This window comes from Rhodococcus sp. NS-SX18, from assembly GCF_057367935.1.
Window position 1 is genome coordinate 2016502 of the sequence record NZ_CM170633.1, and the last position, 22679, is coordinate 2039180.

The 22679-nt window shown below is 69.4% G+C and carries 21 protein-coding genes; 9 read left to right on the forward strand and 12 right to left on the reverse strand.

Going from position 1 to position 22679, the window contains the following annotated elements; all coding sequences use genetic code 11:
• Positions 1 to 92: 92 nt before the first annotated feature.
• Positions 93 to 1427, forward strand: a complete 1335-nt coding sequence (locus AC2IPW_RS09455; protein ID WP_416063309.1) for an MFS transporter — start codon at positions 93 to 95, stop codon at positions 1425 to 1427.
• Here AC2IPW_RS09455 and AC2IPW_RS09460 read toward each other — a convergent pair.
• Complete coding sequence (locus tag AC2IPW_RS09460; protein ID WP_371383366.1) at positions 1412 to 2233, reverse strand: acyl-CoA thioesterase; 822 nt, start codon at positions 2231 to 2233, stop codon at positions 1412 to 1414. The genes AC2IPW_RS09455 and AC2IPW_RS09460 overlap by 16 nt on opposite strands.
• Before the next feature lie 95 nt (positions 2234 to 2328).
• Here AC2IPW_RS09460 and AC2IPW_RS09465 point away from each other — a divergent pair, with 95 nt between their 5' ends.
• A complete protein-coding gene (locus AC2IPW_RS09465; protein ID WP_003936831.1) occupies positions 2329 to 2913 on the forward strand; it encodes a TetR/AcrR family transcriptional regulator in 585 nt (194 codons plus the stop codon).
• Positions 2914 to 3655: 742 nt separating this feature from the next.
• Here AC2IPW_RS09465 and AC2IPW_RS09470 read toward each other — a convergent pair.
• From AC2IPW_RS09470 to AC2IPW_RS09480, 3 genes are all read right to left on the reverse strand, one after another.
• A complete protein-coding gene (locus tag AC2IPW_RS09470; RefSeq protein WP_416063310.1) occupies positions 3656 to 5101 on the reverse strand; it encodes an NAD-dependent succinate-semialdehyde dehydrogenase in 1446 nt (481 codons plus the stop codon).
• Between the two features lie 131 nt (positions 5102 to 5232).
• Positions 5233 to 6102: an alpha/beta fold hydrolase gene (locus AC2IPW_RS09475; RefSeq protein ID WP_371383363.1), complete on the reverse strand. Its 870-nt coding sequence runs from the start codon at positions 6100 to 6102 to the stop codon at positions 5233 to 5235.
• 34 nt (positions 6103 to 6136) lie between these two features.
• Positions 6137 to 6544 (reverse strand): hypothetical protein, encoded by a 408-nt coding sequence (locus AC2IPW_RS09480; protein WP_416063311.1) that lies wholly within the window; start codon positions 6542 to 6544, stop codon positions 6137 to 6139.
• A gap of 218 nt (positions 6545 to 6762) precedes the next feature.
• Here AC2IPW_RS09480 and AC2IPW_RS09485 point away from each other — a divergent pair, with 218 nt between their 5' ends.
• Complete coding sequence (locus AC2IPW_RS09485; protein ID WP_040782521.1) at positions 6763 to 7731, forward strand: LysR family transcriptional regulator; 969 nt, start codon at positions 6763 to 6765, stop codon at positions 7729 to 7731.
• Positions 7732 to 8038: 307 nt separating this feature from the next.
• Here AC2IPW_RS09485 and AC2IPW_RS09490 read toward each other — a convergent pair whose 3' ends face one another.
• Genes AC2IPW_RS09490 through AC2IPW_RS09500 form a run of 3 tightly spaced genes read right to left on the reverse strand, consistent with a single transcriptional unit; the run spans position 8039 to position 10543 of the window.
• The gene (locus tag AC2IPW_RS09490; RefSeq protein ID WP_416063312.1) at positions 8039 to 8956 is read right to left on the reverse strand and encodes an SGNH/GDSL hydrolase family protein; all 918 of its coding nucleotides are present in this window, start codon (positions 8954 to 8956) and stop codon (positions 8039 to 8041) included.
• A 22-nt stretch (positions 8957 to 8978) separates the two neighbouring features.
• Positions 8979 to 9818: an alpha/beta fold hydrolase gene (locus AC2IPW_RS09495; RefSeq protein ID WP_450121352.1), complete on the reverse strand. Its 840-nt coding sequence runs from the start codon at positions 9816 to 9818 to the stop codon at positions 8979 to 8981.
• 23 nt (positions 9819 to 9841) lie between these two features.
• Positions 9842 to 10543, reverse strand: a complete 702-nt coding sequence (locus AC2IPW_RS09500) for a TetR family transcriptional regulator (protein ID WP_486376751.1) — start codon at positions 10541 to 10543, stop codon at positions 9842 to 9844.
• 95 nt (positions 10544 to 10638) lie between these two features.
• On the opposite strand from AC2IPW_RS09500, the gene AC2IPW_RS09505 reads away from it, so the two are divergent.
• From AC2IPW_RS09505 to AC2IPW_RS09515, 3 genes are read left to right on the forward strand one after another with little or no spacing between them, the layout of a single operon-like run.
• Positions 10639 to 11745 carry a ferredoxin reductase gene (locus tag AC2IPW_RS09505; protein ID WP_486376752.1) on the forward strand — a complete coding sequence of 369 codons (1107 nt, stop codon included), beginning with the start codon at positions 10639 to 10641 and terminating at the stop codon, positions 11743 to 11745.
• Positions 11746 to 11772: 27 nt separating this feature from the next.
• Positions 11773 to 12966, forward strand: a complete 1194-nt coding sequence (locus AC2IPW_RS09510; RefSeq protein WP_486376753.1) for a fatty acid desaturase family protein — start codon at positions 11773 to 11775, stop codon at positions 12964 to 12966.
• A 13-nt stretch (positions 12967 to 12979) separates the two neighbouring features.
• Positions 12980 to 13216, forward strand: coding sequence for a hypothetical protein (locus AC2IPW_RS09515; RefSeq protein WP_003936842.1), 237 nt, complete (start codon positions 12980 to 12982; stop codon positions 13214 to 13216).
• An 84-nt stretch (positions 13217 to 13300) separates the two neighbouring features.
• Here AC2IPW_RS09515 and gdhA read toward each other — a convergent pair whose 3' ends face one another.
• Positions 13301 to 14644, reverse strand: a complete 1344-nt coding sequence (gdhA, locus tag AC2IPW_RS09520; protein ID WP_003936843.1) for an NADP-specific glutamate dehydrogenase — start codon at positions 14642 to 14644, stop codon at positions 13301 to 13303.
• Between the two features lie 137 nt (positions 14645 to 14781).
• On the reverse strand, positions 14782 to 15465 hold the full coding sequence (locus AC2IPW_RS09525; RefSeq protein ID WP_003936844.1) for a GntR family transcriptional regulator: 684 nt from the start codon (positions 15463 to 15465) through the stop codon (positions 14782 to 14784).
• Between the two features lie 152 nt (positions 15466 to 15617).
• Between AC2IPW_RS09525 and AC2IPW_RS09530 the strand changes: the two genes are divergently transcribed.
• Both AC2IPW_RS09530 and AC2IPW_RS09535 read left to right on the forward strand, forming a co-directional pair.
• Positions 15618 to 17276, forward strand: a complete 1659-nt coding sequence (locus tag AC2IPW_RS09530) for an L-lactate permease (protein WP_054373834.1) — start codon at positions 15618 to 15620, stop codon at positions 17274 to 17276.
• A complete protein-coding gene (locus tag AC2IPW_RS09535) occupies positions 17273 to 18664 on the forward strand; it encodes an FAD-binding oxidoreductase (protein WP_003936846.1) in 1392 nt (463 codons plus the stop codon). The genes AC2IPW_RS09530 and AC2IPW_RS09535 overlap by 4 nt, the downstream gene beginning before the upstream one ends.
• Positions 18665 to 18696: 32 nt before the next feature.
• Here AC2IPW_RS09535 and AC2IPW_RS09540 read toward each other — a convergent pair whose 3' ends face one another.
• Positions 18697 to 18951 carry a hypothetical protein gene (locus AC2IPW_RS09540; protein ID WP_416063316.1) on the reverse strand — a complete coding sequence of 85 codons (255 nt, stop codon included), beginning with the start codon at positions 18949 to 18951 and terminating at the stop codon, positions 18697 to 18699.
• 184 nt (positions 18952 to 19135) lie between these two features.
• Between AC2IPW_RS09540 and AC2IPW_RS09545 the strand changes: the two genes are divergently transcribed.
• Entirely contained in the window at positions 19136 to 21484 is a 2349-nt protein-coding gene (locus AC2IPW_RS09545; RefSeq protein ID WP_486376754.1) for a heavy metal translocating P-type ATPase, read from the forward strand.
• Positions 21485 to 21511: 27 nt separating this feature from the next.
• Here AC2IPW_RS09545 and AC2IPW_RS09550 read toward each other — a convergent pair whose 3' ends face one another.
• Together AC2IPW_RS09550 and AC2IPW_RS09555 are read right to left on the reverse strand one after the other, a co-directional pair.
• Positions 21512 to 22141, reverse strand: coding sequence for a hypothetical protein (locus tag AC2IPW_RS09550; protein ID WP_486376755.1), 630 nt, complete (start codon positions 22139 to 22141; stop codon positions 21512 to 21514).
• Positions 22128 to 22640: a hypothetical protein gene (locus AC2IPW_RS09555; RefSeq protein WP_486376756.1), complete on the reverse strand. Its 513-nt coding sequence runs from the start codon at positions 22638 to 22640 to the stop codon at positions 22128 to 22130. Before AC2IPW_RS09555 ends, AC2IPW_RS09550 begins: the two co-directional genes overlap by 14 nt.
• Positions 22641 to 22679 lie beyond the last annotated feature (39 nt).

Below are 22679 nucleotides of genomic sequence, written 5' to 3' on the forward strand. Positions count from 1 at the left end.
GGCCGCGAACGCGATTGCGTTCGCGGCCGACCGCGGAGCGCGCGGATCGTCAGAGGCCGGTTCTCGGCGCGGCGATCTCCTAGGCTGCGGGCATGAGCGCGCACACGGACGCCGTCGCCGGGATCGGGGAGGCTACCTCGCGGCGCCAGGTCTTCGCCTGGGGCATGTGGGACTTCGGGTCGTCGGCCTACCACGCGGTGGTGCTGACCTTCGTCTTCTCCGTGTATCTCACCGATGCCGTGGGCGACGACCTGCCGGGGTCGATGTCGGCGAGCACGTGGCTGGGGTGGGCGCTGGGCCTCTCGGGGTTCTTCATCGCGATCACCGCCCCCGTCTCGGGCCAGCGCTACGACGCGACCGGCCGACGCAAGCGGTCCCTCGCGGTGCTGTCCTACGCCGGCGTCGCGCTGATGGCGGCAATGGTTTTCGTGCGTGACGACCACCGCTACCTGTGGCTCGGCCTCGTGCTGCTGGGGGTGTCGTCCGTCGTCGTCGAACTCGCGCAAGTGCCCTACAACGCCATGCTCCGTCAGGTCTCCACCGACGAGAACATGGGCCGGGTCTCCGGTCTGGGCTGGGCCATGGGCTACGTCGGCGGACTGCTGCTGTTGCTGCTCGGGTACTTCGGTTTCATCGCCGGCGACGGCGACACCCGCGGCTTCCTCGGGGTGAGCACCGAAGCCGGTCTCAACATCCGCCTGGTGGTGCTGGCCGCGGCGGTGTGGTTCGCGATCTTCGCCGTCCCGGTGCTGCTCGCGGTGCCCGAGGTTCGGCCCACCGGCGTCGATCCCGGCGCGGAACGGGCCGGGATCGTGCAGTCCTACCGGGTGCTGCTGCGCGACCTGCGCGAGCTGTGGGCGATGGACCGGCGCACCGTCGGCTACCTCGGCGCATCGGCACTGTTCCGCGACGGATTGGCAGGGGTGTTCACGTTCGGCGCGGTGCTCGCGGTGAACGTGTACGACATCGACGCCGCCGACGTGCTGCTGTTCGGTGTGGCGGCGAACGTGGTGTCGGCGCTCGGCGCCCTCGCGGCGGGTCGCTTCGACGACCGGGTCGGACCCAAGGCGGTGATCGTCACCTCGCTCGCCGCGATGATGGCCGTCGGCATCGTGCTGCTCGTGGTGTCGGGGCCGGTGATGTTCTGGATCTTCGGTCTGCTGCTGTGCCTGTTCGTCGGACCCGCCCAGTCGTCGGCCCGCACCTTCCTCGCGCGCATCACCCCCGCCGGGCGGGAAGGCCAGATGTTCGGGCTCTACGCGACGACGGGCCGCGCCGTCTCGTTCCTGGCTCCGACCCTGTTCGCTCTCTTCGCCTGGACGTTCGGCGCGGACCGGGCCGGCATCGGCGGTCTGCTCGTCGTGCTCGGTGCCGGGCTGGTGGCGCTGCTCGCGGTGCGGGCCCCGGAGAGTCAGTCCTTGAAGTAGACGAGCTGGTGGCTCGTGGCGAGCAGCGTGCCGTCGCGGCCCCACAGCTGGGCGGCCTGGTCGAAGTAGCCCTGCGAGAAGCGGTGGGTGCGCGCGGTGCCCAGGACGAAGTCGTCGCCCTGGGTGTCGAGTTGCGCGGCGTCGGCGTGGAAGTACACCGTCAGAGACACGGTCCCGGCCGGCATGTACCGGCCGCGCCGCAGGAACACCCTCGGGTAGAAGACGTCGCTCAGCGCCGTCAGGGCCGGGAAGTCGAGCGGGCGGGCCGGAGTGTCGCGCACCCACAGCGTGGTGGTGGAGTCGGGGTGCTCGCCGGCGTCCTGCTCGGGCACCGCGCCCTCGACGAACCGCATCTCGTAGTTGCGGGCCCAGGCGATGAACTCCGGAAGGGTCTGCGCCGGAACCGTCTCCGCCGACGGCACCTCCGGAACGTCGAGCTCGGTATCCGACCAGGTGTCGCGGCGGGTGCCGAACACGGCGGTGGCGGTGGTGGCGACCACGCCGTCCTGGGTCAGCTCGAGCTGCCAGTGCTGATTGGTGCGGTTGGTGCGGACCGCTCGCACGGTGATGTCGAAGTCGCCGTCGGCGACCGGTCCGGCGTAGTTGACGGTCAGGGAGATCGGGTCACCGAGCCGGTCCGGGTGCTGTTGAACGGCCCGCAGCAGGGCGGCAGCGGTGACGCCACCGAACGGACCGACCATGTTCGTGTAGTCGGGGGTGGTCCGACCCCGCGTGCGGCCGTCCTCCGCGGGCCGGAGGGTCACGGCGGCGTCGAAGGGGTGGGGCGGGGCGGCGATCTCGGTCACGACGACTCCTCGGGAAGAACGGGTCCGTTCCGGCGCGAACCGGATCTAAGTATGACAACATACATAGAAACCGGCAGCAAGAGCGGAGCAGGAACATGGCCAGGCGTAGCGACCCGACCAGCGGTCCCCGTGCCGCGATGATCCGCAGCGCGATCCGGCTCATCCGGGAGCGGGGCGTCGCCGCGACCTCGTTCGCCGACGTGCTCGCCCACAGCGGCGCGCCGCGCGGGTCGGTCTACCACCATTTCCCCGGCGGAAAAGCGCAGCTCGTCGAGGAGGCCACGCGCAGCGCCGCCGAGCACCTGGGCGACGGGATGACCCGGGTGCTGGAAGCCTCGGACACCCCCGACGCGCTGCAGGCGCTCGCCGACCTGTGGCGCCGCGGGCTCGAGGACGGCGACTACGCGGTGGGCTGCCCGATCGTCGCGGCGGCCCTGGGCACCGAACGCGGCGCCCGCGACGTCGCCGGGGAGGCGTTCGGGACCTGGTCCGACCTGCTCGGCGACGCCCTCGTCGCGGACGGGGTCGGTCCGGAACGCGCACGGTCGCTGGCGGTGCTCGTCGTCGGCGCCCTCGAGGGCGCGTTGGTGCTCGCCCAGGCGCAACGCAGCTCGGCGCCGCTCGACGCGGTGGTCGACGAGCTCTCGGCCCTGTGCCGGTCGGCGATCGGCCAGGCTTAGAGCATGTCTCATTTTGGTGCGTTTCTCGAGGCAGGTCAACGCGGCGGCGAGTTGCAGAATCCGGCGAAGTGCACTCCGTGCCGTTCGTAGCGGATGGTCAGTCGGCGGTAGCCGGTCAGCCAGGGGTACCGAGGAGGTAGTGCCGCACGAGCGAGTGCGGTAACCACCTCTCTGGTGAAGGACCCAACGGCTCGGCGGGTCCTTCACCAGACGCCCCGGCGCACAAGGGGACAGCAATCGAGCTGAATGTCACCGCATACGAGTGGCGGCACATACCACCCGAACCAGCGGCCTTACAGGTGACTCACGATGCACAAAGGTCAGTGCCGCGGCGAGCGCTATTCGAGGACAGTGACATTCGCTGGGTTGGGTGCCACCGAAGGATGGCGGCTGCGGTTCGGTGCCCGCGGCCGACACACACCGCTGTTCGCGAATATCACGGGCGGACAACTCGTCGAGGTCGATATCGAGCACCGGCGCGCGCAGGCCCCGCACCACGGAGTATCTGCTGCGCACCCTTGGCCGATGGGTGCGCGGGCGCGATCACGTCGAGTTGGCCAGCGATCTCAGCGTGCAGGGTGACGCACAGGGCGTGAACCACGTCGATACAGGGTGGCCGTAGACCGAACGCAACGACGTCCTCATCTACGGGCACAACGCTTTCGGTGTCGTCATCAGGTTCGTCTGAGTGATGGGTCCTGGCACGGGCCGGCAACGCTTCCGGACCATTCTGTGGCTCTGATCAATGTGCAATGTACTTCGTGGCGAGGTACTCGTCGATTCCTTCGACGGATCCTTCGCGGCCGAAGCCGGATTCCTTCACCCCTCCGAAGGGTGCGGCCGCATCGGCGATGATGCCTCGGTTGATCCCGACCATGCCGGTCTCGAGTGCGTCGGCGACTCGGGAGGCACGGTCGAGACTCCGGGTGTAGAAGTACGCAGCGAGCCCGTATTCGGTGTTGTTTGCCGTCGCGATCGCTTCGTCCTCCGTGTCGAAGGTGGTGATCGCGGCAACCGGGCCGAAAATCTCCTCCCGCAGCAGACGTGCATCGAGACTCACGTCGTCGAGAACTGTCGGGGCGTAGAACGTTCCCGGGCCGTCGGGACGGACACCGCCGGTGCGGAGGCGTGCACCCTTCGCGACGGCGTCTTCGACCAGAGCATCGACGGTGGCGCACTGTTTCGCGGTGATCAGCGGTCCGATGTCGGTTCCCGCTTCGAGACCGTGTCCCGTGCGCAATGCACCGATGCGTGCCGTGAACTTCTCGCTGAACTCTTCTGCGACGCTACGTGCGACGTGGAATCGGTTGGCTGCTGTGCATGCTTGGCCGCCGTTGCGGAATTTTGCTGCCATCGCGCCGTCGACCGCTGCATCGACATCGGCGTCGTCGAACACGAGGAAGGGGGCATTGCCTCCGAGTTCCATCGACGTTCGCAGGAGTCGGTCCGCTGATCGGCGAACCAGCAGCTTGCCGACGCCGGTGGATCCGGTGAACGTGATCTTGCGCAGTTCAGCGCTGTCGATCAGTGGAGCGGTCAGTGCTGCGGCATCGGAGGTGGGCAGAATCGACAGCACACCATCGGGCAGACCCGCATCTGCGAAAATTTGGCCGACCAGCAGCATCGTCAGGGGCGTTTCGGCCGCTGGTTTGACGATGATCGGACAGCCGGCAGCCAGTGCTGGACCGATCTTGCGCGTGGCCATGGCCAGCGGAAAGTTCCAGGGGGTGATGGCCAGTACCGGTCCAACCGGTTCTCTGGTGACGACAATGGTGCCGGTTCCCGACGGGGACGGGGAGATTCGCCCGCTGATACGGGTTGCTTCCTCGGAAAACCAGTGCAGGAATGACGCGCCGTATTCGACCTCCGCATACGCTTCGTGGAGCGGTTTACCCATCTCGAGAGTGATGGTGCGCGCGAAGTCGTCTGCCCGCCTGCGGATGAGTTCGAATGCGGTGCGCAAGATTTCGCCGCGTCGACGCGATGGGGTCCGCGCCCATTCCCCTTGCGCGGTGGTGGCGCGTTCGAGAGCGCGGAGTCCGTCTTCGGGCGCGGCGTCGGCGACGTGCGCAATCGCGGCACCGGTGGCGGGATCCTCCACGGAGAAGGTGATACCGGTAGACGAATCGACGAGCTTTCCACCGATCCAGAGTTGGGTCGGGACGCCCGCGGGGAGAGTGTGGGTCATGGCTCCTGCCGAGTTTGTGGAGGCTGAACGCCGCGCCGAGTAGCCGGCACGAAAGGGGCGCCGAGGCCGATTCCGTCGCCCGGGGTGTGGCCCCCATTGTTCAGCGACCACACCCGAGCGAGCGGCGGATTCTAGCTGGTGGCGACTGCCTTGCCGGCCTTGTCCTGGAGGACTTCGAGAGCCCGGATGAGGTATCCGCGGAAGACAGCGTGGTTCTCGCTCATCGGGAAGTGGCCGATCTCCTTCATCTCGATGAACTCGGCGTTCGGGATCTGCGCCGCGGTGCGTGCACTGTCCTCGGGGGTAGTGAGGTAGTCGTAGTCACCGGTCAGCATCACGACCGGGCACCGGTCCCCGTCGATGTCTGCGAGCTTTCCGCGCAGGTCGTGATCGACCGAGTAGAAGTGCAGGTCACCGCGGAAGGACTCGGAGCCCTGGCTGTAGTAGAACCAGGTCTTCCAGCGGTCGGCCTCCGGCGACTGCGGGGCCATGAGGTCCCACACGCCGCTGGCGCAGACCTGTGCCGCGTTGGCGTGAGGGTGCTGCCACCAGTCGAGGTAGAAGCCGGGCGAGTAGTCGGCACCCTCGACGGGAATGACGCCGGCGAAGCGGTCGGGGTGACGAAGCGCAAGTTGCAGTGCGATGTTCCCACCGAACGATGAGCCCATGAAGATGGGGTTCTCGAGTTCGAGCGCGTCGCACAGTGCCACGATGAAGTGGGCGTAGTGGTCCGCGGAGAGCTTGTACTCCTCGGTCCACCATTCGGTGTTCTCCGGCGGATCCGACTTGCCGTGCCGCGGCAGGTCGTAGGCGATGACACGGTAGTTCTCGGTGATCTCCTCGTCTTCGAGGAGACCGCGCCACTGGTGGTTGTGGCAGCCGGCGGTGTGCTGGCACACGAGGGGTTGCCCGGTGCCGTTCTCGAGGTAGAAGACCTTGTACAGCAGTCCGTCGACGTCCACGTCGACGTAGTGGCCGGTGACCGGGGAAATCTTGCTCATGAGTGTTCCTTACGGCTCGAGGGGGGTGAGAGGATCAGACCGGGACGCCGACGGCGCGCAGAAGCTCGATCTGGCGGGTGATACACCGCAGGTTCTGCATCAGCACCAGAATGTCGCCTTCGAGCTTCATGTCTCGCTGGAAGCTCGCAGCCCAGATGCCGTGGTACATCGGGGCGGGAACCGGGACGCCGAAGTTGCGCCAGGTGTCCGCGCTGGCACGCAGCGCGAACTGGTACGGCACATCCAACGGACCGGGGTCGATCGCGATGTCCACCACGTTGCCGCGGCTCATCTGGATGACGAACGTGTGGTCGGTCATGTCGAGCAGGTACGAGCAGGTGAAGTACTTGCCGTGCGCCTGGATCTCGGGGTCGGTGTTGTTCGCCTGGGTGAACGAGGCAGTCCAGTCGGCCGTGTCGAGGGCACGCGTAGTGACGGTCATATGGGATTCCTTCGATGAGGGAGACAGCGAGGCCGAGTGCGAGCACTCGCTCCGGTGGGCCGGGCCGAATCCGAGGAAGTGCTGCACTCCCGGATGCCGCGTCGGCCATGACAGCCATCACACCCCGTAGCTGCCGGGTGCGTCCAATACCTATCCAGCCCGGATCGATAGGCAACGACTACTGGTCTCCTCCGGAGGCGTTGTCTAACCTCGGTAACATGTACCCCCAGCTCGACCTGCGACTTCTGTCCTATTTCGTGGCAGTTGCCGAAGAGCTGCACTTCGGGCGCGCAGCCGCTCGCCTGCACATCGCTCAACCCTCACTGAGCGTGCAGATCCGCAAGCTCGAGCAGAACCTCGGCGCAGTGCTACTACTGCGCAGCAGCAGACACGTCGAACTGACCCCCGCCGGCCAGATCCTGCTCGACGAAAGCCGCCGGCTACTGGCGAACGCCGAACGAGCAATCAACCTCACCCGCGAGGCCGCCCACGGTATCAGTACCCGCAAATTGGTCATCGGCTTCCAAGGCAACGCAGCTGCCGAGCTCACACCCCACATCCTCAGCACGTTCCAGTCGCTGTATCCGGACATGCAGGTCCAGATGCATTCGCACGATTTCTCCGACCCATATGTCGGGTTGGCCGACGGATCCTCCGATGTAGCCTTCGTCCGGCCCCCGCTGCTGATGCAGGACTGGCTGGGCATGGAAACCCTGTTCGTCGAACCCCGTGTGATGGTCGTGTCAGCCAATCACCCGCTCGCCCAGTTGCCCGAGGTAAGCGTCCAACAGGTCACCAACGAGTTCTTCGTCGCACGCAAAGCACCCGAGAACTGGCGTAACTACTGGCTGGCCACAGAATCACGACAAGGCGAACCCGTCCGGGTCGGCGCAGACGTGGCCACCGTCGACGAATGTTTCGAAGCGATCCTCGCCGAGCGCGGCGTTGCATTCTCGCAAGCATCGACGCAACGCTTCTACAGCAGACCGAGCCTGGCCTTCGTGCCGGTGACCGACATTCCGCCCACAGCGCTGTCCATCGCCTGGCGGACGGACGTCGCGTCGAAGGCCGTACGCGACTTCATCGACACAGCACGTGCTGTGGCCTCACTCCACACCGTGCCCGGAGCGTGGTCCACCCGGCCTCACAACTCGATCACCGATGTCGCTCATCGCACGACAGGCTGACTTTCGCCTGACCCGTCGAGTCAGCGTTCCGCTCACGATGGTGCCTTCTCACCGAACTCACTGCTCGGCATGCGAGACCTGACCACCGCTATCTCCACCGGTCCGCGTCTTCGATGCTCCCGCCGCCGGATTCGCCGAGTGCAACTATCCCGCCTCGCTCGTCTCCTCCATGCGTTGCCGCTGCCGGACCCCGTACGCCGCCTCTCTGACGGCGGCGTCGTCCTCGAGACCCGACCCAAGGGTCACAGTTTCACGCAGGACGACAACAGATCTCAATATGGGATCGTTTCCACGGGAGGAAATCCAATTAGTCCGCGATCGTGACCAGCACCTGCTCGGCGGCGTTGCGATGGCCGTCCGCGTTGGGGTGCAGCGGGGCCGCCGGCTGGGACGGGAACAGGCCCTCGGTCCAGCGTTGCGCTGCCGGCTGGCACGCATCGTGCCCCACCGTGGACTCGCGCAGGTCGACGTAGTCGACACCCGCCGCGTCGGCCTGCTGCTGCATCACGGCATTGAGCCGGTCGATCTTCGCCTGCAGATACGTCGCGTCGTCCGGCAGGATCGGCTGGTCGGGATAGCAGCCGCCGTCCCGGATCCCGGTCGGGTAGCCGACCAGCAGGATGCGCGCCCGTGGGGCACGGTCGTGGATCTCGCGCACGATCGCGCCGTAGGTCGGGGCGAAGTCGTCGATCGCGCGATCCACGAGATCGACGCCGCCGCGGACGTTCGCGGTCGCGCACAGGGGCCCGGCCGGTGCCGCGGCCCTCCCGGACGAGCGGTCGAGCGCGAGACACGACCCGGCCAGGGCGACCAGACCGATGTCGTTGCCACCGATCCCGACGGTGACCAGCTCGGTGTCCGGGGTGAGCGCCTCGTACTGCGCGGCGACGGTGGCGCCCGACGAAACGACCTGGGGTCCGGCCAGATTCGCTGTCGTCGCCGAACTGCACGACACGTCGCGGAAGTCGTCGACGCCGAGCGTCTCGGCCACGGCGTGGGGATAGTTGCTGCCCGAGCGCGCGCACGCGGGGTCCACCTGGGGCGGAATCATCGGGCCTGCGGTGAACGAATCCCCCAGGGCCACATAGGAACTGTAGGCGGGGGCGGGATCGGACTCGGCCCCGGACCCGGCCGACGGCCCGGTGCCGGTACAGGCCGTGGCGGCCAGCACGGAGAGGGCGGCGGCCGCGACCACGCCGATCCGGCGGTGCGCTGTCGCGGTCACGGCCCCTCCTGCCGACATCCGCTCACGGCCGGTCGTCGATCCGGGCGAGGATCGTCTTCGCCAGCGCGTCCGGTGCCTCCTCCGGAATCCAGTGGCTGACGTCGTCGAGAACGACGAATTCGTACGGCGCGTCGACGAACTCGCCGCAGCGCTCGGCGCCCGCCCGGCCGAGTGCCGAATCGGCTGTGCTCCACACGTAGGTGGTGGGTACTCGCACCGGCGCGAGTTCGGAGAATTCGCGGGTCATCGCGCGGTACCAGTTGAGCGCGGCAGTCAGGGCGCCGGGCTCGGACAGCACGCGCACGTACTCGTCGATCGACTCGCGGCTGACCCGGTCGCCGTACATCGCGCGCAGCCGACGAGCATCGTCCTCGAGCAGGACGTGCTCGGCCTTTCCCTCCTGCCGGAGCAGCTTGATGTAGGCGGCGCGGGCCTGCTGATCGGCATCCTCGCGCAGCGCCCAGCCGTAGGCCGCGAGGTGCGGCACCGACACCGCGGTCAGGGTGCTGATGCGGTCGGGGTGGCGCGCCGCGACCTGCCAGGCCACGGCCGCCCCCCAGTCGTGCCCCACCAGGTGCACCCGGTCGAGCCCGGTCGCGTCGAGCAGTCCGATGACGTCGCCGACCAGCAGGTCGATGGTGTAGGCGGCCACGCCGTCCGGGCGGGCGCCGGGGGAGTATCCCCGCTGGTCGGGCACGAGTACCCGCAGTCCCGCCTCCGCGAGCCGTGGGGCGACGGACTCCCAGCTGCGGGCGGTCTCCGGGAAGCCGTGCAGCAGCACGACCGGCGTGCCGTCGACGGGCCCGGCGGTGTGGGCGTCGAAGGTGAGGTCTCCGAGGGTGACGCGAGTGGTCTCGAGCATGGCGCCCACCGTACGGCCTGTCGTCAGCGGTGGGTAGGTTTCCAGGCCCCCATGCCGAGGACGATGAGCCGCATCTGCTTCTCCGCGCGCGCCAGGACCTCGGCTTCCGCCGGTCCGCCGGGCCGGTCCGCGTCGAGCAGTTCGAGCACCACCTCGAGCATGGCGGTGACCAGGAGGTCGGCCGCCATCTCGAGGTCGTCGACATCCCACTCCGCCATGCCGGGCATGCGGGAGAGGTCGACGGACAGTTCGCTGGTGATCAGCCGCAATTCGACGGTGACGGTGCGCGCGACGGCCGGCTGGCCGCCGTGGCGTTCGCGGGCGAGGAAACGAAACGCCTGTTCGTGGGCGCGGACCTGCCGCACCAGGGTCTCGAGCGATGTCCGCGCCGAGGACGGGCTGCGCGTGCGCCGGGCCTCGCGCAGCAGCCGGCGGAGCATGCGCATGGTGTCGGCGGCGAGCGCGACACCGAGTTCTTCCATCGAGTCGAAGTGACGGTAGAACGCCGTCGGCACGATTCCGGCCCGCCGGGCCACCTCGCGCAGGCTCACCGTGGCGAAGCTGCGATCGGCCGAGAGTTCGAGCGCCGCGTCGAGCAGGGCCTGGCGGGTGCGCTCCTTGCGCGCAGCCCGCGTCGCGGGTTCGGGAACGGGGGCTGCGGACACGGATCCGAGTCTAGGCAGTGCGGTGAACCGGCGGCCGAGGATGGGGGTGACGGCGGCCACATCGACGTTGACAGCGGACCGGGCCGCCCTGTCACACTGAGTTCAGTGCACGTTTGTACACTGAAATTGGATTCTCGCTCGAGAGGAGCGACGCCATGACACTGCTTCACCGCGCCCGACGCGCCGCGGGGCCGGACATCGGACGAAAAGTCATGCTCGAGGCGCTGCGGGTGCTCTCCGCGCCGCATCACCCGGACCGGTACCTCGAACTGGCCGATCCTCTCCTGGCTGTGCAGCGCACCCGGGCCCGGATCACGCACGTTGACCGAACCGTCCCCGGGTCGGTGACGCTCGAGTTGCGTCCGGCCCGGCCCCTCGAATTCCGGGCCGGCCAGCACCTGCAACTCGGTGTGGTGGTGGACGGCGTGCGGCACAGCCGCACCTACTCGCCGGTGAGTTCCCAGCATCGCGCCGACGGGCACATCCAGCTCACCGTCGGAGTGCGGCCGGACGGTGTCGTCTCACGGCACCTGCGCGAGCACGCCGCCGCGGGCGACGTCGTCGATCTCACGGCCGCCGCGGGCGAATTCTGCCTGCCGGCGCAGCGACCGGAACGGCTCGTGCTCGTCAGCGGCGGCAGTGGCATCACTCCGGTGCTGTCGATGCTGCGCACCCTCGCCGACGAGGGTTACTCCGGGACCGTCGCCTTCCTGCACTACGCGCCCACTGCCGCGCACGTGCCGCACCGCGAGTCCATCGAATCCCTGGCCGGCACCCACCCCGGCATCGACGTGACCTTCGCCTACACCCGGGTGGCGGACGGTGCCGTGCGGGGTCACTTCGAGCAGGGCCATCTCGAGCGGGTCGCACCCTGGTTCGCCGGCGCGCCCGCCTACGTCTGTGGCCCAGTCGGCCTCGTCGACGGCGTGCGGGCCGTCTACGGCGACGCCGCGCATCTGCTGCACACCGAGCAGTTCACCCCGCCCGTCGTGGTCCGCGACGACGACGCGACCGGCACCGTGACCTTCGCCGCCTCCGGGATCCACGCCGACAACAGCGGCGTCACCGCCCTCGAACAGGCCGAGGCGGCCGGACTCACCCCCGAGCACGGCTGCCGCATGGGAATCTGCCACTCCTGCACGGTGACCCGGTTGTCCGGCTGCACCCGCGACGTGCGCACCGGCGAGACCGACGACGAGCCCGGCGCCGAGGTGCAGATCTGCGTCAACGTCCCCCTCGGCGACGCGGCCTTCGACCTCTGACCCAAACGAAAACACCTGGAGGACAGCATGTTCGGTTTGTCCCTTCCCCTTCCCGCCTTCCTGGCCGGCCGTCGCGAACCCGACCCGTCACCGGTCGTGCTGCGCCGCGAGCAGGTCGAGGAGATCGGCCGTGAACTCGACGCGTTGCGCGAACGCACCGTCGCCTCGCTCGGCACGGCCGACCGTGAGTACATCTACCGCATCGTCGGGACGCAGCGCCGCTTCGAGATCGCCGGTCGCGCACTGCTGTTCGTGGGATTCCTGCCGCCGGCCTGGGTGGCGGGGGTGGCCGCCCTGAGCGTGTCGAAGATCCTCGACAACATGGAGATCGGCCACAATGTGATGCACGGCCAGTACGACTGGATGCGGGAACCGGAACTGAACTCCCGCAACTTCGAGTGGGACACCGTATGTCCCGCCGACCAGTGGCGGCACTCGCACAACTTCCTGCACCACACCTACACCAACATCCTCGGCATGGACCGCGACGTCGGCTACGGCATCCTGCGGATGGACCCGGCGCAGCGCTGGCACCCGTACTACCTCGGCAATCCCGTCTACGCGACGGCGCTGATGCTGTTGTTCGAGTGGGGCGTGATGCTGCACGACGCCGAGGTCGAGAACGTGGTCGCCGGTAAACGCAGCTGGCGCGACGTGATCCCGCTCGCCCGGGGCTGGTGGCGCAAGGTGCGGGGCCAGGTGATCAAGGACTATGTCGCCTTCCCGCTGCTGTCCGGGCCGATGTTCGTGCCGACGCTGCTCGGCAACGCTGCCGCCAACCTCGTCCGCAACGTGTGGGCCTTCTCCATCATCTTCTGCGGGCACTTCCCGTCGGGGGTGCAGTCCTTCACCGAGGAGGAGACCGCGCACGAGACCCGCGGCGAGTGGTATGTGCGCCAGTTGCTCGGCAGCGCGAACATCACCGGCACCCCGTTGTTCCACATCATGTCCGGCAACCTCTCGCACCAGATCGAGCACCACCTGTTCCCGGACCTGCCGGCGCACCGGTACCCGGAACTGGCACCCCAGGTGCGGGAGCTGTGCGAGCGGCACGGCCTGCCCTACAACACCGGCGGTCTGCTCGCCCAGGTCGGCTCGGTGTGGCGCAAGATCGTGAAGCTTGCCCTGCCGCCGAGCTGGGTCACGGAGGAACCCACGACGTCGGTGCTCATCGAGCGCAGCGTTCCGGTCGCGGGTACCCTCGCCCACGACAGCGCCTGAAGGGGGTACCGCCATGGTGGGTAGGTTCGAACGCAACAAGGACACGCTTCAGGAACTGACCGAGTCCGCGGCGACGCACGTCGGCAACATCGCGGGCATCATCACCGGTGCGGTCCGCGAGGTCACCCGGGAGATCGGGGACTGGATCAGCGACGGCATCGAGATGCGCGAAGCCGCCCGCAAGGCCGGAGCCGACGACGAGCGCAGCGCGGGTCCGTCGTCGTCCGAGCCGTCCGGCGGGCAGGTGTAGGTAGCCGATCCGAGAACGCAGACACGGCGAGGGGCGGGCACCGGAATCCGGGTGCCCGCCCCTCGCCGTCGGCGTGGGTTCGGATCAGATGACGCCGAGCGCGAACATCGCGTCGGCCACCTTCACGAAGCCGGCGATGTTGGCGCCGTGGACGTAGTCGCCGGGCTTGCCGTACTCGGCGGCGGTGTCCACGCAGTTCTGGTGGATGTCGCGCATGATGCCGGCGAGGCGCTCGTCGGTGTAGTCGAAGTGCCACGAGTCGCGGGAGGCGTTCTGCTGCATCTCGAGGGCGGAGGTCGCCACGCCACCGGCGTTGGCGGCCTTGCCCGGGGCGAAGGCGACGCCCGCCTCGCGGAACACCGCGATGCCACCGGGGGTGGTGGGCATGTTCGCGCCCTCGGCGACGACGCGCACGCCGTTGTTCACCAGGGTCTTCGCGGCGGTCTCGTCCAGCTCGTTCTGGGTGGCGCAGGGGATCGCGACGTCGCACGGCACGTCCCAGATCGAACCACCGGGGAAGTACTGCGCGTCGGGACGCTCGTCGACGTACTCGCTGATGCGGGCGCGACGGACTTCCTTGATGTCCTTGAGCAGCTCGAGGTCGATGCCGTTCTGGTCGACGATGTAGCCGGAGGAGTCGGAGCAGGCGATGGCGATGCCGCCGAGCTGGTGCACCTTCTGGATCGCGTAGATCGCCACGTTGCCCGACCCGGACACGACGACCTTGCGGCCCTCGAGCGAGGAGTTGACGGACTTGGCCATCTCCGCCACGAAGTAGGCGACGCCGTAGCCGGTCGCCTCCTTGCGCACCTGCGAACCGCCCCAGGTCAGGCCCTTGCCGGTGAGCACGCCCGACTCGTAGGAGTTGGTCAGGCGCTTGTACTGGCCGAACAGGTAGCCGATCTCGCGTCCACCGACACCGATGTCGCCGGCCGGGACGTCGGTGTACTCGCCGACGTGACGGTGCAGCTCGGTCATGAAGGACTGGCAGAAGCGCATGATCTCCTGCTCCGACCGTCCCTTGGGGTCGAAGTCCGAGCCGCCCTTGCCTCCGCCGATGGGCAGGCCGGTGAGGGCGTTCTTGAAGATCTGCTCGAACCCGAGGAACTTCACGATGCCGAGGTTGACGCTCGGGTGGAAGCGCAGGCCGCCCTTGTACGGGCCGAGCACGCTGTTGTACTGCACCCGGAAGCCGCGGTTGACGTGCACATTGCCCTGGTCGTCGGTCCACGGCACCCGGAAGATGATCTGCCGCTCGGGTTCGGTGAGTCGCTCGATGAGTCCGGACTCGAAGTACCGGGGGTGGCGCTCGAGAACGACGTGCAGGGACTCGAACACCTCGGCGGCTGCCTGATGGAACTCGGGTTCACCGGCGTTACGCGCCTTCACCTGTTCGTAGATCTCTGCAATGCGGTCCGCGGTCGACACGCTCACCTACCTGACTGTGAGGAGACTGTTACATGGCGTTAACACGTTGATTCTAGGCGCAGGCACGAGACGTCCCGTCGAGGGGTGGCGACCACCCCCCACGCACGCGGCGTCTGCCCGGTGCGGCAGGGAGGCGGCTACGCCGGTTCCGGGAGGGTGGCTTCCGGACCCGGGTTGCCGCCGAGCGCGGCGACGAGGCGTTCCCGGGCGCGCCCGAGGTGGCGGGTGATCGCCTCGACGGCCGCCTCGCCGTCGCCGGCCAGGACGGCGTCGAGGATCTGCTGGTGTTCGGCGGCGATGCTCGCGGTGGTGAGCAGCTGCTTGCCCTGGACCTGCACCATGCACAGCCGGACCTCGGAAACGAGCGAGCCGAACATGCGGCTGGTGCGCGGGCTGCCCAGTGCGTCCACCAGGGCGGTGTGGAAGCGCATGTCGGGTTCGACGACGGTGAGTGGGTCCGCCTCGGTCATGGCGGCGATCTCGGCATTGGCAGCCGCCGCCGCCGGCGGCGCCGTGCGGGTCTCGGCCAGCGCCCGCAGCACCACGGATTCCAGGTGGGCGCGGGTGCGGTAGATGTCGCGTACGTCCTCGGGACCCAGGTGGGGCACGCGGGCGGTCTTGTGGGCACTGCGCTGCAGCAGGCCCTCGCCCACGAGCTTCTCGATGGCCGCCTTGGCGGTCGGCCTGGCGACTTCGTAGGCGCGGGACACCTCGGCCTCGGTGAGCGCATCCTCGTGTGTCAGCTCACCGGCGAAGACCCGCCGGCGGAGCTCGAGGGCGAGGGCGTCGACGATCGACAGGGCTTCGACGCGTCCGGCCAACGCTCCGCTCCTTCCGGCTCTCCGCGCACCCGCACGGACCTGCACGAACACCTGCATTCTCGCACGACGCCGCACATGCACCCTTGACAGGTATGTGTACTTGTCTGACAATTTCTCCCGATCGGTGACAGGCATCACAACGAGAGGGCGTTATGTACCAACAGACACTCGACCCGATCGGCGGTTCCCTCGCCTGGTCGGCCGTGGTCGCGGCGATTCCGCTGGCCGCGATGTTCGTCATGCTCGGCGTCTTCCGGTGGAAAGCGCATCGTGCGGCTCTCGTCGGCCTGGCGCTCGCCGTGCTCGTGGCCGTCGCCGGGTGGGGTATGCCGCTCGGCCAGGCGGCTGCCGCCACCGCCGAGGGCGCCTTCTACGGCCTGTTCCCGATCCTGTGGATCCTGATCAACGCCCTCTTCGTCTACCGGCTCACGGTGGTCACCGGCTGGTTCGAGGAGCTCGGCCGGGTCGTCCGGTCCGTCTCCGACGACCAGCGCATCCTGGCCATCCTCATCGCCTTCTGCTTCGGCGCGCTGCTCGAGTCGCTCGCCGGATTCGGCGCACCCGTCGCGATCTCCGCGGCGATGCTCCTGGCTGCGGGCATGGCACCGCTGAAGGCCGCGTGCACGTCCCTGCTGGCGAACACTGCTCCGGTGGCCTTCGGCGCGATGGGCGCCCCCATCCTCGCGCTCGCCGGGGTCACCGGCCTGCCGCTCGACGACCTGTCCGCGATGGCCGGCCGGCAGACACCCTTCGTCGCGGCCGTCGTGCCGATGGTCATGGTGTTCCTCGTCGACGGACGCCGCGGAGTTCGGCAGACCTGGCCCGTCGCGGTCGTCGCGGGACTGACCTTCGGCCTCGCCCAGTTCGTCACCGCTAACTACCTCACCGTCGAACTCACCGACGTCGTCGCCGCGATCGTCACGGTCGGCGCGGTACTGGGCATGCTGAAGGTGTGGCAGCCGGGCGAGCGCCTGGTCGCCACGCCCGACTCCGCCCTCGCCGCACCGGTCGGCGCCGGAACGGGTGTCGGCATCGCCGCCCCGCCGTCGCGTTTCGACGGATACAGCCGGACCCGGCGCACCCTGCTGGCCCTCGCCCCGTACCTGACGATCATCGCGATCTTCACCGCGGCTCAGATCCCGGTCGTCAAGGCGTGGCTCGGCGAGATCGGCACCGTGTCGTTCCGCTGGCCCGGCCTCGACATCGTCGATGTCGACGGCACACCGCTGGCCGCGCAGACGTTCAAGCTCGACCACCTGAAGGCCACCGGCACCCTGCTGCTGCTCGCCGGAGCCCTCACGGCCGCGATGTACGGGATCGGGGTGCGCCGCGCCGTCCGCGCCTACGTCGACACGCTCGTGCAGCTGCGCTGGACCGTCGTCACCGTCACCTCGGTGCTCGCGCTGGCCTTCGTGATGAACCTGTCCGGTCAGACCGCCGGCCTCGGCATGGCACTCGCGTCCGCGGGCGGTGTGTTCGCCCTGGTCTCGCCGTTGATCGGCTGGATCGGCGTGGCCGTCACCGGCTCCGACACGTCGTCGAACTCGCTGTTCGGTGTCATGCAGGCGACTGCGGCGCAGCAGGCCGGTCTCGACCCGGTGCTCATGGCGTCGGCCAACTCGTCCGCGGGGGTGCTCGGCAAGATGCTCTCGCCGCAGAACCTCTCGGTCGCGGTCGCCGCAGTCGGCCTGGCCGGGGCGGAGGGCGTCGTCCTGCGCCGCCTGATCGGCTGGAGCCTCGGGTTGCTCGTGTTCCTCACCGTCGTCATCTATCTGCAGTCCACCCCCGTTCTCGATTGGATGGTTCCGTGAACCCCGGCGCCGTAACTTCTGTCCCCGACACCGAGCCGGCCGTTGCCGCACTCGTCGACATTCTCGGCGACGCCGTCGTCACCGACCCGGACCGGATGCTTGCCTACCGGCGCGACCAGTCGCTGCTCACGCCCGCCGGAATGCCGCTCGCCCTGGTGCGGGCGCGGGACACCGACGACGTCGTCGCCACCCTGACCGTCGCGCACCGGCACGGCATTCCCGTCGTCACCCGCGGTGCGGGCACCGGTCTCGCGGGCGCGGCCAACGCCCTCGACGGCGGCATCGTGCTCAGCGTCGAGAAGATGAACGCCATCCTCGAGATCGACCCTGAATCACGCACGGCTACAGTGCAACCCGGGGTGATCAACGGTGATCTCGCCGCGGCGGCGGCGGAGCAGGGGCTGTGGTACGTGCCGGACCCCGGCAGCCGCGCCGTCTCCACCATCGGCGGCAACCTCGCCACCAACGCCGGCGGCACCTGCTGCGCGAAGTACGGCGTCACGGCCGACCATGTCGCCCGCATCAAGGCGGTGCTCGCCGACGGGCAGATCATCCACACCGGTGCCACCACCCGGAAGAACGTGGCGGGACTGAACCTCACGCAACTGCTCGTCGGCTCCGAGGGCACCCTCGCCGTCATCGTCGAGGCCACGGTGCGGCTGCGCGCCGCCGCAACCGCGGCGGCCACGGTGGTCGCGAGCTTCCCGGACACCGCGCAGGCCGTCGCCGCGGTCCTGGCGATCCGCGAGCAGGCCGAACCGTGCCTCGTCGAGCTGATGGACCGGACCACCATCGCCGCCGTCGAGGACATGACGCACATGGGGCTCGACCAGACGGCCGGCGCGCTGCTGCTCGTCCAGTGCGACGGGCGCGACGCCGCCGCCGAAGCCGAGGTGTGCGCACTGGCCTGCACCGCGGCGGGCGCGACGGAGGTGTACGACACCGCCGACCCGGTCGAGGGGGAGGAGTTCATGGCTGCTCGGCGGGTGGCGCTCACCGCGCTCGAGCGGTGCGGCAGCACCCTCCTCGACGACCTGGCTGTCCCCGTGCCCCGGCTGCCCGAGATGCTCGCGGCCGTCGAGACGATCGCCGCGCGGCACGACCTGCTCATCGGCACGTTCGGGCACGCGGCGGACGGGAACCTGCACCCCACCATCGTGTTCGACGCCGCCGACGAGTCCGTCGCGCGACGCGCCCGGCAGGCGTTCGACGAGATGGTCGCCGAATGCCTGGCGCTCGGCGGGTCGATCAGCGGAGAGCACGGCATCGGGGTGCTCAAGCAGCCGTACCTGGAAACGCAGGTCGGCACCGTCGAACGTGCCCTCATGCACCGCATCAAGGCGGCGTTCGACCCGACCGGGATTCTCAACCCGGGACGCGGGATCTGACGACCCCGTTTCCTGCCGGCGAAGCCTGGGGGTCAGATACCGACGAAGTTCATCACTCGGGACACGGTCGTCGCGGTACCGGTCAGAGCGACCGCAGTCACCATCACCGCAGCGGCACCCGTCGAGACCGCGGCGCCGAGCGCGCCCCCCAGATTCGAGCGCCATCGGGACGTCGCGAGGGCGGCCTCCGCGGACGATATTCCCAGTGGGACAGCGTCGGGGCCGACGGTGGGCAATCGGAGCGAATCGGAGGTGGCCGGCTCGCGAATCGAATCGTCGGTGTCCACTATGTAACCTTTCGGTACTTCGGTGATTTCACCTCACGCCTCGAGGTATGAATCCGTTGTAGTCGAACAGGTTTCCGTGTGCCACCAGGACGAGTGTCCAATGCCCGACCGCCTCGGCTGGACCGTGCCGGTAACGTCGATGCGGAGCAGTCCGACCCGAACCGAGACGAGGTAGGGGGGCGTCATGACTGTCACGCCGGCCCTCGAGGCTCCGTGGCGGGAGCGGGTGCGCACGTGGGTCGAGCCGATCTTCCTCGCCGTGACCCTCACCGCGCTGGTGGCCGGCATCGTCGCCACGCTGTTCGATGCGGACGACGTCGCCGACGCGTGCTGGATCGCCGGCACCGTCGTCGCGATCCTGCCCGCCGTCTGGTGGGTGATCGACGCGCTGCGGCGCGGGCGCGTCGGGGTGGACCTGATCGCGGTGCTGTCCCTGGTCGGCACCCTGCTCGTCGGCGAATACGTCGCCGGGGCGCTCATCGGCGTGATGCTCGCGTCCGGGCAGGCCCTCGACGCTGCCGCGGAACGTCGCGCCACCAAGGACTTGCGCGCCCTGCTCGAGCACGCGCCGCACACCGCCCGTCGCCGCGTCGGCGACGAGGTAGAGGTCGTGCCGCTCGGCGACGTGGTGCCCGGAGACACCCTGGTCGTCGGACCGGGCGAGGTGGTGCCGGTCGACGGCTGGGTCACCTCCGAGCTGGCGGTGCTCGACGAGTCGGTCCTCACCGGCGAGCCGATGCACGTGCAGCGTCGCACCGGGGAGGCCGTGCGCAGCGGCGTCGTCGCCGCCGGCGGCGCCTTCGAACTCCACGCCCGCGCCACCGCCGAGGACAGTACCTACGCCGGGATCGTGCGTCTGGCCCGCGAGGCCGCCGCCGAGAGCGCGCCGGTGGTGCGGATCGCCGACCGGGTCGCCGCGTGGTTCCTGCCGCTGTCGCTGACGGTGGCGGGGCTCGCGTGGCTGATCAGCGGCTCGGCCACCCGCGCCGTCGCCGTGCTGGTGGTGGCGACCCCGTGCCCACTTCTGCTCGCCGCGCCCGTCGCGATCGTCTCCGGTCTCTCCCGCGCTTCGCGTCTGGGGGTGGTGATCCGCAGTGGCGGCGCACTCGAGAACCTCGGGCACGCGACCACCCTGGTGATGGACAAGACGGGAACGCTCACCAGTGGCCGGCCCGCCGGCACCGACATCGTCACCGCACCCGGCGGCGACGGCACCGAGGTGCTGCGCCTGGCGGCGTCCGCCGATCAGCTGTCCCCGCACGTGCTCGCCGAGGCGATCGTGCAGGAGGCGAAGATGCGCGGGCTGCCCCTGTCGCTGCCCACCGACGTCGCCGAGGAGGCCGGTACCGGCGTGGCCGCGACCGTCGACGGCCGCCGCGTCACCGTCGGCAGCTTGGTCCTGCCCGACGACGCGCCGGGCTGGGCGCGGGCGGTGCTCAGCCGCGCCGCCCTCGACGGCGCGGTCGTCGCCTGGGTCACCGTGGACGGCGATCTGGCGGGCGCCCTGCTGCTCGTGGACCCCCTGCGCCGCGACGCCGCGCGCACCCTGCGGCGGCTGCGCGCGGCCGGCCTGGACCGCCTGGTCATGCTCACCGGCGACCGTCGCGAACCGGCCGAGGAGATCGGTTCCGTCCTCGGCCTCGACGGCGTGTACGCCGAGCAGACCCCGGCCGACAAGGTGAACGGCGTCCGTGCCGAGCGGGAGGCGGCGGTCACGGTGATGGTCGGCGACGGCGTCAACGACGCACCGGCCCTCGCCGCGGCGACCGTCGGAGTCGCGATGGGTGCCCGCGGATCCACGGCGAGCTCGGAGGCGGCGGACATCGTGCTCACCACCGACCGGCTCGACCGGCTCGCCGACGCCATGGAGATCGCCCGCCGCTCCCGGCGCATCGCCGTGCAGAGCGCGGTCGTCGGCATGAGCCTGTCGCTGGTCGCCATGGGATTCGCCGCGTTCGGATACCTGCCCCCCGCGGTGGGTGCGCTGCTGCAGGAGGGCATCGATGTCGCGGTCATCCTCAACGCGCTGCGCGCCCTACGCGGCGACCGGGACCGGGAGCTGGCGCTGCCCGACGACACCGAGGCGATGCTGCACCGGTTCTCGGCCGAACACGACGTCCTGCGCGACGACCTGTCGCTCCTGCGCGACACCGCCCAGCTGCTCGCCTCCGGTGATCTGCCCGCCGCTCACACCGCGCTGCGCCGCACCGACACGTTCCTGTTCGACACGCTGCTGCCGCACGAACGGGCCGAGGACACCGAGCTGTACCCGGCGCTCGCGGTCCCGCTCGGTAGCGGGGAGGCGACCGCGACGATGAGCCGGATGCACGCGGAGATCGACCGCCTCAGCCGCCGCATGCGTACACATCTGGCGCAGGCCGACGCCGCCGGCGGGCTGAGCCCGGACCAGTGCGACGACCTGCTCGCCTGCCTGTACGGGCTGCACGCGCTGCTGCGGCTGCACTTCGTGCAGGAAGAGGAGAACTACTTCACCCTCGCCCCCGAGGCCGAACGGCCGGACGACTCGGTCTGACCGGCGCGGGCGGCCGGTTGCGGCGGCTCACACCCGGTTCCGCCGGTGCGATGTCTGCGCGGGGACTTCCGGTCGGCGCCGAGCCTCGGCCGCGATCATCGACAGAATCGGCCGGGCCATGGCCCGCACGAACGGTCCGACCGCCGTCCAGTATCGGCGGAAGAGTCTGCGGGCGCGTTCGTCGGTGCCGTGCACCCGGATCTCGGTGAGCAGGACGCAGGTCCGCGCGTCGTACGGTAGGACGGTGAAACTCCATGTGCCGATTCCGCATTCGGGAACCGAGATGCTCGACAGGGGCGCCCCGGGATCCCAGTCGACGCGGCCGTAGTCCGGCTCCCACCATCGGCCGACGAAGCCGAGCACGAGTTCGCGCCCCGGTTCCTCGGCGATGACCTCGAAACCGCCCTGCGGACCGATCAGGTCCGCAAGGCGGACCGAGCGGTGCGCCCGCACCTCCCGGCGCCGTGGTGTGCGCAGGGCGTCGACGGCGAGCCGGGCCAGATTGGGGGCGGCGATCACCGGGGACCGCATGAAGTCGACGCGCCGGATCGCGGCGAAGGTGTCCGGGGCCGGGGCGTCGACCACCCGCGCGCGTACGACCCGCTGTTCGAAGACCGGCAGCTGCCGTTCGGTTGCCGGAGGTTCACCGTGCGGCATCGGTGCTCCCGGCGATCTGCGCTGCGCGGTTCGCCGACAGTTGCCGGACCATCACCCAGCGAGCGACGAGGTAGCCGAGGACACCGCCGTAGACGGCCTTCAGCACCAGGAACCACCCCGTCGACAGCCCGGACACACCGAGGAGGTGCAGCAACCAGATCGCGACCACGGAGACGACGGCGGCGGCCACCCCGAGCGACAAGCCGAGAGCGGACGCACCGGATGGCAACCGTGCCAGCCACCGACCGGGCTGCGGACCGTCGACCGCGTCGAGTCCTGTGCGCAGCGCCCGGCGTACCCCGGCGGCGGAGAACCAGGCGACGAGCACCGAGAGGATGATCGCGGTCAGCGCGATGTCGACGACGATCCCATCCGCCGACCACAGCGGCACGAACGATGTGCCGCGTTTGCCCGCCCAGGCCAGCAGCGGATTGACGACGACGTTGACCAGGCCGGTGACGACGGCCTGCTTCCGGACATACGAGGCAGCAGAATCCACGGTCCATCCTCCCCGTCCCGGCCCGCGGGAGCCGGCTCG

What these genes read in the sequence shown, in the direction of transcription:
- AC2IPW_RS09475 (WP_371383363.1), bottom strand. Translation starts at nt 6,102, where the DNA reads ATGAGCAAGATTTCCCCGGTCACCGGCCACTACGTCGACGTGGACGTC.
- AC2IPW_RS09465 (WP_003936831.1), top strand. Translation starts at nt 2,329, where the DNA reads ATGGCCAGGCGTAGCGACCCGACCAGCGGTCCCCGTGCCGCGATGATC.
- AC2IPW_RS09545 (WP_486376754.1), top strand. Translation starts at nt 19,136, where the DNA reads ATGACTGTCACGCCGGCCCTCGAGGCTCCGTGGCGGGAGCGGGTGCGC.
- AC2IPW_RS09550 (WP_486376755.1), bottom strand. Translation starts at nt 22,141, where the DNA reads ATGCCGCACGGTGAACCTCCGGCAACCGAACGGCAGCTGCCGGTCTTC.
- AC2IPW_RS09505 (WP_486376752.1), top strand. Translation starts at nt 10,639, where the DNA reads ATGACACTGCTTCACCGCGCCCGACGCGCCGCGGGGCCGGACATCGGA.
- AC2IPW_RS09455 (WP_416063309.1), top strand. Translation starts at nt 93, where the DNA reads ATGAGCGCGCACACGGACGCCGTCGCCGGGATCGGGGAGGCTACCTCG.
- AC2IPW_RS09510 (WP_486376753.1), top strand. Translation starts at nt 11,773, where the DNA reads ATGTTCGGTTTGTCCCTTCCCCTTCCCGCCTTCCTGGCCGGCCGTCGC.
- AC2IPW_RS09480 (WP_416063311.1), bottom strand. Translation starts at nt 6,544, where the DNA reads ATGACCGTCACTACGCGTGCCCTCGACACGGCCGACTGGACTGCCTCG.
- AC2IPW_RS09530 (WP_054373834.1), top strand. Translation starts at nt 15,618, where the DNA reads ATGTACCAACAGACACTCGACCCGATCGGCGGTTCCCTCGCCTGGTCG.
- AC2IPW_RS09495 (WP_450121352.1), bottom strand. Translation starts at nt 9,818, where the DNA reads ATGCTCGAGACCACTCGCGTCACCCTCGGAGACCTCACCTTCGACGCC.
- AC2IPW_RS09485 (WP_040782521.1), top strand. Translation starts at nt 6,763, where the DNA reads ATGTACCCCCAGCTCGACCTGCGACTTCTGTCCTATTTCGTGGCAGTT.
- AC2IPW_RS09515 (WP_003936842.1), top strand. Translation starts at nt 12,980, where the DNA reads ATGGTGGGTAGGTTCGAACGCAACAAGGACACGCTTCAGGAACTGACC.
- AC2IPW_RS09470 (WP_416063310.1), bottom strand. Translation starts at nt 5,101, where the DNA reads ATGACCCACACTCTCCCCGCGGGCGTCCCGACCCAACTCTGGATCGGT.